This is a genomic window from Gordonia sp. i37, from assembly GCF_002043085.1.
GTDB lineage: Bacteria > Actinomycetota > Actinomycetes > Mycobacteriales > Mycobacteriaceae > Gordonia > Gordonia polyisoprenivorans.
On the sequence record NZ_MVPX01000568.1, the window covers coordinates 1 to 9,449 of the forward strand.

10 protein-coding genes are annotated in these 9,449 nt (G+C 66.8%); 7 read left to right on the plus strand and 3 right to left on the minus strand.

What is annotated here, in order from left to right; all coding sequences use genetic code 11:
• Window positions 1-128 precede the first annotated feature (128 nt).
• The 3 genes from hypB to B1964_RS27885 are packed head-to-tail and all read right to left on the minus strand — an operon-like array spanning window position 129 to window position 2,448.
• Window positions 129-995 (minus strand): hydrogenase nickel incorporation protein HypB, encoded by an 867-nt coding sequence (hypB, locus tag B1964_RS27875; protein WP_079932135.1) that lies wholly within the window; start codon window positions 993-995, stop codon window positions 129-131.
• Window positions 973-1,389 carry a hydrogenase maturation nickel metallochaperone HypA gene (locus B1964_RS27880; protein WP_253194248.1) on the minus strand — a complete coding sequence of 139 codons (417 nt, stop codon included), beginning with the start codon at window positions 1,387-1,389 and terminating at the stop codon, window positions 973-975. Before B1964_RS27880 ends, hypB begins: the two co-directional genes overlap by 23 nt.
• A gap of 3 nt (window positions 1,390-1,392) precedes the next feature.
• On the minus strand, window positions 1,393-2,448 hold the full coding sequence (locus B1964_RS27885) for an AraC family transcriptional regulator (RefSeq protein ID WP_079932139.1): 1,056 nt from the start codon (window positions 2,446-2,448) through the stop codon (window positions 1,393-1,395).
• A gap of 213 nt (window positions 2,449-2,661) precedes the next feature.
• On the opposite strand from B1964_RS27885, the gene B1964_RS27890 reads away from it, so the two are divergent.
• The 7 genes from B1964_RS27890 to B1964_RS27920 form a co-directional block, all read left to right on the plus strand.
• Window positions 2,662-3,276 (plus strand): DUF1641 domain-containing protein, encoded by a 615-nt coding sequence (locus B1964_RS27890; protein WP_231386852.1) that lies wholly within the window; start codon window positions 2,662-2,664, stop codon window positions 3,274-3,276.
• Window positions 3,276-4,247, plus strand: coding sequence for a hydrogenase (locus B1964_RS27895; RefSeq protein WP_079932136.1), 972 nt, complete (start codon window positions 3,276-3,278; stop codon window positions 4,245-4,247). Before B1964_RS27890 ends, B1964_RS27895 begins: the two co-directional genes overlap by 1 nt.
• Window positions 4,248-4,345: 98 nt before the next feature.
• Window positions 4,346-5,977 carry a nickel-dependent hydrogenase large subunit gene (locus B1964_RS27900; protein WP_079932140.1) on the plus strand — a complete coding sequence of 544 codons (1,632 nt, stop codon included), beginning with the start codon at window positions 4,346-4,348 and terminating at the stop codon, window positions 5,975-5,977.
• Window positions 5,977-6,858: a hydrogenase maturation protease gene (locus B1964_RS27905; RefSeq protein ID WP_079932137.1), complete on the plus strand. Its 882-nt coding sequence runs from the start codon at window positions 5,977-5,979 to the stop codon at window positions 6,856-6,858. The genes B1964_RS27900 and B1964_RS27905 overlap by 1 nt, the downstream gene beginning before the upstream one ends.
• A complete protein-coding gene (locus B1964_RS27910; protein ID WP_079932138.1) occupies window positions 6,859-8,226 on the plus strand; it encodes a hypothetical protein in 1,368 nt (455 codons plus the stop codon). It abuts the gene before it with no gap.
• A complete protein-coding gene (locus B1964_RS27915; protein ID WP_014358223.1) occupies window positions 8,213-8,575 on the plus strand; it encodes a hypothetical protein in 363 nt (120 codons plus the stop codon). The genes B1964_RS27910 and B1964_RS27915 overlap by 14 nt, the downstream gene beginning before the upstream one ends.
• On the plus strand, window positions 8,572-9,449 hold an 878-nt coding region (locus B1964_RS27920), incomplete at its 3' end, for a NifU family protein (protein WP_079932141.1). The genes B1964_RS27915 and B1964_RS27920, both read left to right, overlap by 4 nt.

The window sequence follows — 9,449 nt, forward strand, 5'->3', positions numbered from 1 at the left end:
GCTAAGCCCACCAGCGCCAATGGTACTGCACCCTAATCAGTGTGGGAGAGTAGGACACCGCCGAACACAACTTCAGGGATGCCCCGCAACACCTAGTGTTGCGGGGCATCACCCATTCAACCCCCATGTCACGTTTGGCTCGATATCGTTCGAAGCCACTCGATCCATGCGTCGATGCCCTCGCCGGTCTTCGCGCTCACCGGAATCACGCGCGCGGCCGGATTGACCTGGCGTAACGCGTCGCGGTACGCATCGAGTGAGACATCAAGATGCGGGAGCAGGTCGATCTTGTTGAGCAGCACGACATCGACGGACCGGAACATGACCGGATACTTGAAGGGCTTGTCCTCACCCTCGGTGACGGCGTACACCATGGCCTTCGCGTGCTCACCCACATCGAATTCCGCCGGACACACCAGGTTTCCGACATTCTCGATGACCACCAGATCGATCTGCGAGAGATCGAGGCCTTGCAACGCCCGGTTCACCATCGGTGCATCGAGATGACACTCCCCGCCGAAACCATTGTTGGTGTTGAGTAGGGAGACCTGCGCTCCGCGGCCGGCGAGCTGAGCCGCGTCGAGATCGGTGGCGATGTCGCCCTCGATGATCCCTACCGGCACCTCTCCGTCGAGAGCGTCGAGTGTCACCTTGAGGATCGAGGTCTTTCCCGATCCGGGTGAGCTCATCAGATTCACCGCCACCACGCCGTTCTCGGTGAACAGGCTGCGATTGATGTCGGCCCGACGGTCGTTTTCGGTGAAGATGGCCTCGAGGACGTCGATCCGTTCCGAACCGGTGTCATAGGCGCTCATGTCCCCGAACTCACTGCCGCTCACCTCGCCGGACGCGCGCTGCGTCGTCTCGACCGCAGCGAGGTCGTAACTGTGTTCATGTGTATGCGGTTCATGTGAATGCACCGTGCCGTCCCCGTGCGAGTGCACCGTTCCATCCGCGTGCGTGTGCTCGGTGTCATGTCGATGAAAACGACCCATGGTCAACCTCTTTCGTGAGTACGGGCAGCCCGTCGTCGACGGGTGCGGTGACGTCGAGGGCTGCGACGTCGATGGAGGTCACGAGAAACTCTTCGCCCGTGAGGACCCCGACGCGCGCGCTGCCGCATCCCGGGCAGGCGATCGAGAACCGCGAGGTGATCGGCGACGTCGTCGTACAGTCGGCACATGTCACGGTGGCCTCGACCCAGTCGATGTCGAGGGCGGCTCCGCCGAGATCTTCCTGCGCGGCGACGATGTCCCAACAGAACATCAGGGTCTCGGGCACTACCTGCCGCAGTGCGCCGACCCGTAGATGCACCGTGTCGATGCGGCGGACGCCGGCGTGTGGCCGCACCACCTCGACGATGGCGTGACACAGCGACAACTCATGCATGGTTCACCTCCGTAGGGTCTCCGACGGGGCCTCGCCGAAACGAGCGCGATAGGCAGCGGCGAAGTTCCCCAGGTGGGAGAACCCCCAGCTCACCGCGACGTTGGAGACGGTGACCCGGTCCGTTGGCAGCGAGTCGGCCAGAACGTCGTGGATGCGGTCGAGCCGTCGATTGCGGATGTAGGCCGACGGCGTGGTGTGCAACTCGTCGCGGAACCCCTGCTGCAGGGTGCGTTCGCTCACCCCGGCCGCCTCGACGACATCGGGCAGACTGATCCGCTCGGCGAGATGGGCCTCGATGTACTCCAGTGCCGCCCGGACCGTGCGCCGAGAGATCGCCTGGGGACGTGCGACGAGATCGTCGTGGTAGGTCGAATCCTGCACGTAGAGCAACGTCGACATCAGGAGGTCCTCGACGGCGCCGATCCCGATGCCCTGATGCAGTAAGGACTCGGCATAGAACAGTTCGGTGGTGAGCAGCTGCACCGCACTGTGCCACCTCGATGCCACCTCCGCGGTCAGGTCGAAGTCGGGAACGAAGCGCACGTTCTCGTGGATTTCGCGGCCACGCAATCGCGAGAGATAAGAGTTGAACCGGAACGCGCCGAACGAGAGCACCAGCATCGTCGAGTCGACGCCCGGGACGGCGAGCAGATGATCACCGGGGTTGGCCACCACGGCATGCGTTGCCGATCCCACCAGCGACTCCTGATTCACCGACCAGTCGGTCGAGCCACTCATCTGCATGTAGACGCCGTAGTGATCCCCATGCCGCGGGATCTCGAGATGCGCGGCAGCGATGTCGAGATACAGCAGCGACAACCCGCGGCTACGCACCCCGTGGACGACCGCGTGAAAGGCCCGATCCCCGGTCGGCGTCAGGATCAACTGGTCGACGTCGAGCGCGCGGGGAAGCATGAGCTGGGCCTGCCCGAGCTCGTCGGTGTCGAAGATGGGCCGGCTCTCCAGCGCCGGTGGCACACCGCGCGGCCGTACCCGACGTCGCACCGGGGCGTTGGTGCGCGCCGCGTTCACCCGCCGCGGATTGTGCAGAACCGACATCACACCTCCTCCGGTGAGCGTCCGACTCGGTGAATCTCTGACGATGACCACCATTGTCCGGCGCTTCGGCCCGAGGACAAGAAGGTTGCGGAAATCGGATGAATGTTGCGGCTACGCGGTTGTGACGACCGTTACCGCGGCTTACCGTCGAGGGTGGTTTGGGAATCACGCCGCACAGCCCGTGGCCGTGAGCCGACCTTCCTTGGAGGATCCATGAGCACTGTGGTTTCCATGGTGGCCCCGAACGGACCCGACGACGGTGAGCAGCGCCGCAAGCTGCTCGCGGATCGTCTCGCCGATCCCGAGGTCGCAGACTCTCTGATGTCGCTGCTCGACCACGCCGACCTGGTGGCGATCCTTGTCGAGGGTGTCGACGGCATCCTGCGTCGCGGCGACGACCTGTCCAATACCCTGATCGACGCCATGAGCGAGGCCCGCGCCACCCTCACCGCCGACGACAGCCCGTTCGCCGGGATCAATGCCGATGAGGTCAAGGACGCCGCCCGCTCGGCGGTTGCATTGGCCAAACAAGCCGGACCGCTGCTCGCCGCACTCGCCGACTCCGGGGCCGTCAATGCGGGCACCGTCGGAGCGGCCGGACGGCTCGCCGGCGCGCTCGGCGACGCCGACGCCACCTACAGCGCAGGCATGTCGGTCCCCTCGGCCTGGGGGATCGCCCGCGCACTGCGCGACCGCAACGTCCGCTCGGGCCTGGCCTACCTGCTCGAGGTCGCCCGGTCGCTGGGCGCCAGCAACGGTCAGGCACCTCCGAATCACGCTGTATCCCAGACCGATTCGTCCACCACAACACAACGAGGAGTGCGCTGATGGCTTCGGTGCTCTGGTTTCAAGGTGGTGCCTGTTCGGGCAACACCATGTCGTTCCTCAATGCCGAGGAACCCAGCGTCGTCGACCTGATCGTCGACTTCGGGCTGGAAGTCCTCTGGCATCCCTCACTGGGTCTCGAACTCGGTGATCAGGCCCAGAAGATCTTCCGCGACTGCGCAAGCGGCGAACGGCAGCTCGACATCTTCGTCTTCGAGGGCACCGTCATCGAGGGCCCCGACGGCAGCGGGCGCTACGACATGTTCGCCGAACGTCCGATGAAGGATTGGGTGGTCGAGCTGGCCAACGCGGCGTCGGTGGTCGTGGCCATCGGTGACTGTGCCGCCTGGGGTGGCATCCCCGCCACCGAACCCAATCCCAGTGACTCGACCGGGATGCAGTTCCACAAGCGCAATCGGGGCGGATTCCTCGGCGCCGACTGGAAATCCAAGTCGGGGCTGCCGATCATCAACATCCCCGGCTGCCCGGCTCACCCGGACTGGATCACGCAGATCCTCGTCGCGCTGGCGACCGGCCGGGCCGGTGACATCGAACTCGACGAACTGCATCGGCCGCAGACATTCTTCAAGTCGTTCACCCAGACCGGCTGCACCCGCGTCCAGTTCTTCGACTACAAGCAGTCGACGATGACGTTCGGAGAGGGTACCCGGACAGGGTGCCTGTTCTACGAGTTCGGTTGCCGCGGACCGATGACGCATTCGCCGTGCAACCGCATCCTGTGGAATCGGCAGTCCTCCAAGACCCGAGCCGGAATGCCGTGCACCGGCTGCACCGAGCCGGAGTTCCCGTTCTTCGATCTGGCTCCCGGCACGGTGTTCAAGACGCAGAAGGTCTCCGGCACCATCCCCAAAGAGGTGCCCGAGGGCACCGACCATCTCACGTACATGGCGCAGGCCGCGGCCGCGCGTGTGGCCGCCCCGCGATGGAGCAAGGAGGACATGTTCGTCGTGTGACCGGCCGGTCGCATCGGTGCGGGTACCTCGCCACCGATGCCGCGCCGTCGCAACCCGTCCACCCCGGCGAACCAACCAATCATGGCGAAAAGAGCATCATGACAACCACTTCCGAACAAAAGACGTCCATCGACCTGTTCGTCAGCCCGCTCGGCCGCGTCGAGGGAGACCTCGACGTCCGGGTGCACATCGACGACGGCGTCGTCACCTCGGCGTGGACCCAGGCGGCGATGTTCCGCGGCTTCGAGATGATCCTGCGTGGCAAGGACCCTCAGGCAGGCCTCATCGTCACCCCGCGCATCTGCGGGATCTGCGGCGGATCGCATCTCTACAAGGCGTCCTACGCACTCGACACCGCATGGCAGACCACCATGCCGCGCAATGCGACGCTGATCCGCAACATCGCGCAGGCCTGCGAAACGCTGCAGAGCATCCCCCGCTACTTCTACGCACTATTCGCGATCGACCTCACCCACCCGAAGTACTCGTCGTCGCCGATGTACGAGGAGGCGTGTCGCCGGTTCAGCATCTACACGGGCACGAGCTACCAACCGGGAGTGGTGCTTTCCGGCAAACCGGTCGAGGTGTACGCCATCTTCGGCGGGCAGTGGCCGCACTCGTCGTTCATGGTGCCCGGCGGCGTGATGTGCGCCCCGACGCTGGCAGACGTCACCCGCTCCATCGCCATCCTCGAGCACTGGAAGGACAACTGGCTCGAGAAGTACTGGCTCGGCTGCAGCGTGGACCGCTGGTTGGAGAACCGTACCTGGGCCGACGTGCTGGCCTGGGTCGACGAGAACGAATCCCAGCACGACTCCGACTGCGGATTCTTCATCCGCTACTGCCTCGACATCGGATTGCATTCCTACGGCGCCGGTGTCGGCAACTACATCGCCACCGGCACCTACTTCGAACCATCGCTGTACGACCATCCGACGGTCGAAGGCCGCAACGACGCGCTGATCAACCGGTCGGGGATCTACGCCGACGGTCACTACTACGACTTCGACCACCTCAAGGTTGCCGAGGACGTCACCCACTCGTTCTACAACGGCGACCGGGCGCTGCATCCGTGGGAGGGTGAAACCGACCCGATCGACCCCGAACGCGGAAAGGCCAAGGGCAAGTACTCGTTTGCGAAATCGCCTCGGTACGACCTCAACGGCAGCGGCACCGGTATCCCGCTGGAGGCGGGGCCGCTGGCGAGGCGAATCGCGGCGTCGGCACCCGGCGGTGGGCCCCATCAGGACTTCGACCCGCTATTCAAGGACATGATCGACAAGATCGGGCCGAGCGTGTTCGTCCGGCAGCTCGCGCGAATGCACGAGGCACCCAAGTACTTCCGGTGGGCACGCCAGTGGCTCGACGATCTCGACCTGCAGGAGAGCTTCTACCAGAAGCCCGTGGAACCGCAGTCCGGCAAGGGATTCGGCTCCACCGAGGCCGCCCGGGGCTCGTTGTCGGACTGGATCGTCCTCGACAAGGGCAAGATCGCCAATTATCAGGTGGTCACGCCGACGGCGTGGAACATCGGACCCCGCGACAAGGATGGAGTCCTCGGACCGATCGAGCAGGCGCTCATCGGTACGCCGATCCACGACATCAGCGATCCCGTCGAACTCGGCCACGTCGCCCGATCCTTCGACTCCTGTCTGGTGTGCACCGTCCACGCCTACGATGCCAAGTCCGGCAAGGAGATGTCGAAGTTCGTCGTGAACTCGATGCTCTGATGGCCTCGACTCCCGCCTCGTCCACCCAGCCCGGGTCGGTCCCGCCCGCGCCGAGCGATCTGCTCGCCGACGACCCGCATCCACCCGAGCCGGCCGACCTCGTCGTCGTCGGATGCGGAAACCTGATTCGCGGCGACGACGCGGTGGGGCCGTTGGTGATCCGGCGACTGTGGGATCGCCACGGTGTGGTCGACGGGGTGCGGCTGGTCGACGGCGGCACCGCCGGGATGGATGTGGCGTTCGCGCTGCGCGGGGCCCGGCGGGTGATCATCGTCGACGCCGCCCGCACCGGACAGCCGCCGGGGACCGTGTTCCGGCTTCCGGCAGCCGAACTCGGTGACATCGGACCGGATCCCGGGGTCCACACCCACTCCTTCCGGTGGGATCACGCCCTCGGATTCGCGCGCTGGATGCTCGGTGAGATGTGCCCCGACGACATCACGGTGCTGCTCGTCGAGGCGCAGAGCCTCGAGCCGGTGGCCGTCGATGCCGAGGATCCCCTCAGCCCACCGGTTGCCGCGGCTGCGGAGCAGGTCATCGAGATGATCACCGCCGCGTACCCCGCACCTCCTAAGCCGGCTGAGCCCGAGGTCGAATTCACCGATGGCGGAAGCCTTCTCGTCGACGCGGACGTCGCCGCCCGGTACTTTCCGACCGACTCGATCGCCGCACGCTGCGATGGCGACGACCTGCTGATCTACCCGCTGCGGTCCACCTCTGCCGGCGGATTGTTGCTGAAGCAGCGGTCCGCCGGCGGGGACCGTGCCACAGTGGTGCGACAGGTGTTCGACGATGCGGGTCGGACGGCACCGGTGGGCCGGTTCGTCCTGCGATGGGACGCCGACCATCACGTCGCACGTGTGCGGATAGGAGAGCGCTGAATGGTTCGTGTGCAGGTCCTCACCGGCGATGCGGCCCGGGCACCCCATCTTCCCGGCGCGGCGCAGTTCGCCCCGGCGGCACCGTCGGCGGCCGTCGATGTGCAGCCGCTCGGGGTGTTCGCCTACCCGGCCGGACTGATGGTGATCACCGGCGACGAATTCGCGTCCCTACGAACCGGTCTCGCCGCCGGGCGTAGGCCGGCGAGTTGGCCGCCCGAGCTCGCGGGCATCGGCGCCGCTTACGACGGCCGCCTCGACGAGGCCACCGAACTGCTCACCGCCCGCGCCCGGATGACCGACCACCCACTCGACTGGTGCAATCTGGCGACCATCGCACCCGAACGGGTGAACCTCGACGCACTACTCGCGCGCATCGACCCACGGTGGCACAGTCACGCGCAACTGGTGCTGGCCCATCTCGGCCGCGGCGAGGTCCCCGACCCGGATCCCGCAGCGCCGCCGGAGGTCCGGGCCCTGATCCTCGCCGCGCAGGCCGGGTACGCCGAGGCGCCCGAACGCCGTCGAGAACTACTCGATGCCGCGATCATCGAGGCCTTCGACGCTCCGGCGCTGCGGGCATTGTGCCTGGCCGCGGGCGCCGAGGCGCTACGCGAACTCGGCCGTGCCCCCGAGGCGATCACCGACCTCCGGGAGGCGCTGCGGCTCCTCGCCGACGCCGACCTGCCCACCGCGCGCGCCGAACTCCACCTGGCCCTCGGGCAGGTGCTGCACGAGCACGCCGTCGACACCGGAACCGCGATGAACGATGCGGCCGCGGAGTTCCAGAGTTGTCTGCAGGTCGTCGATCCCGACGACGCACCTCTGGTCTGGGCCGCGGCCCACCGCGATCTCGCTGCGGTGTATCTGACGATGCCGCTGACCTCGGCGTCGGATCAACTGCGGGTGGCGGTGGCCACCCAGTCGCTGCGCAAGGCGCTGGCGGTGTACACCCGCGACGAGCACCCCGAGCAATGGGCGGCCACCAGCGTGAACCTCGCCAACGCTTTGGTGTACGCGCCCAGCGCCCATCAGGAGCAGAATCTGATGGAGGCCGTGCAACTGTATGCCGACGTCCTCGCCGAGCGGGATCCGGCACGCGACCCTGCCGGCTATGCGCGGGTGCTCGCGAATCAGGGAAATGCGTTGGCGCACCTCGGGATGTTCCCCGAGGCCACCGCCGCCCTGCACGAGGCGCGGTTTCTGTTCGAGGACCTCGGGGCCGACGAGATGGTGCGGTCGGTGCGCGGGGTGCTCGACGAGATCGCCCGCGCCCGAACCCGTAATGCCCCAGATCCCGATGACCCAGATCCCGGTGACCTTGATGTCGGTGACCTTGACCCCGAGGAGGCCGACGATGGACAACCATGAGCGCCTGCAGTTCGACCTGCTGACGGCCACCGCGGCCGAGGCCTTCGTCGAGCGGATCGTGCAGCGCTGCGGCGGCACCGACAACGCCCTGCAGCGACTGGCCACCGATCCGGACGGGGAGGGAGTCTGGTTGTCGCAGTTCGTCGATGCGGTGTTCGCCGACCACTGCCTCGACACCCCGGCGGGCCACTGCTTCGTCCTGGAGGCCACCTCGCGGCGACCGATCTCGATCGCCGTCGACGGTACCGTCGCCGAGGTTCTCGCCGTCGCCGCCCGCATGGCCTTCGCGGATCTGTTGCGCACCAAGGTGACCGAGGTTGTCCATCGAGCACAGGGGTATGGCGTATGACCACACAGCAGGAGAGGCCGACGCAAGCGCCCGCCGCGTCGCCCACCATGGAGGAGTTGGCCAAGGCCGTCGACGACGCCGCCACGGCGGTCGCGGCGCTACCCGCCGAATCCCGTACCGTCGCCGAGGGATTGCGCGAAGCGCTCGACGCACTGAACAAGGCCGCACTGACGGCCATCGTCCGGCGCCTCCGCGACGACAACTCCACCCGGGAGGCACTGTTCGAGCTCGTCGACGACCCGGTGGTGCACCTGGCGATGATGGTGCACGGACTACTGCGGCCCGACCCGCTGACCGCGGCCCGTCAGGCGCTCACCGCTGTCGAGCCGATGATCGCCGCACACGGCGGCTCGGCCGAGGTGGTCCGCGTCGACGACCGCATCGCCTACATCCGGCTCGGCGGCTCCTGCAACGGCTGTTCGATGACCGATCAGACGCTGCGCACCACGGTCAGCGAGGCGATCGTGTCGGCGGTCCCGGCGATCGACGCCGTCGAACTCGACACCGCACCGGCGCCCACATCGTCGGCGGCATTCATCCCCCTGGGGGAGATCTCGGTCCGCACCGCCGAATCCGGCTGGGTCGACGCGGGTGCGGTGGCGGAGATACCGCGGGGTGAACTCGTCGTCCGTTCGCTCACCGACGAGCACGGCGAGTCCGCGGAGGTGATCATCGTCAACATCGGTGGCACCCTGCACAGCTACCTCAATGTGTGCGCACACCAGGGCCTTCCGCTCGACGAAGCACTGATCGACGAGACCGAGGGCACCTTGACCTGCCCGTGGCACGCCCTGTGTTACGACGCCACCGACGGCGAGTGCATGAGCCTGCCGGGTGCGGCACTCGAGCAGCGGCCGTTGCGGCAGGGCGGGAA

What these genes read in the sequence shown, in the direction of transcription:
- hypB (WP_079932135.1), bottom strand. Translation starts at nt 995, where the DNA reads ATGGGTCGTTTTCATCGACATGACACCGAGCACACGCACGCGGATGGA.
- B1964_RS27880 (WP_253194248.1), bottom strand. Translation starts at nt 1,389, where the DNA reads ATGCATGAGTTGTCGCTGTGTCACGCCATCGTCGAGGTGGTGCGGCCA.
- B1964_RS27885 (WP_079932139.1), bottom strand. Translation starts at nt 2,448, where the DNA reads ATGTCGGTTCTGCACAATCCGCGGCGGGTGAACGCGGCGCGCACCAAC.
- B1964_RS27890 (WP_231386852.1), top strand. Translation starts at nt 2,662, where the DNA reads ATGAGCACTGTGGTTTCCATGGTGGCCCCGAACGGACCCGACGACGGT.
- B1964_RS27895 (WP_079932136.1), top strand. Translation starts at nt 3,276, where the DNA reads ATGGCTTCGGTGCTCTGGTTTCAAGGTGGTGCCTGTTCGGGCAACACC.
- B1964_RS27900 (WP_079932140.1), top strand. Translation starts at nt 4,346, where the DNA reads ATGACAACCACTTCCGAACAAAAGACGTCCATCGACCTGTTCGTCAGC.
- B1964_RS27905 (WP_079932137.1), top strand. Translation starts at nt 5,977, where the DNA reads ATGGCCTCGACTCCCGCCTCGTCCACCCAGCCCGGGTCGGTCCCGCCC.
- B1964_RS27910 (WP_079932138.1), top strand. Translation starts at nt 6,859, where the DNA reads ATGGTTCGTGTGCAGGTCCTCACCGGCGATGCGGCCCGGGCACCCCAT.
- B1964_RS27915 (WP_014358223.1), top strand. Translation starts at nt 8,213, where the DNA reads ATGGACAACCATGAGCGCCTGCAGTTCGACCTGCTGACGGCCACCGCG.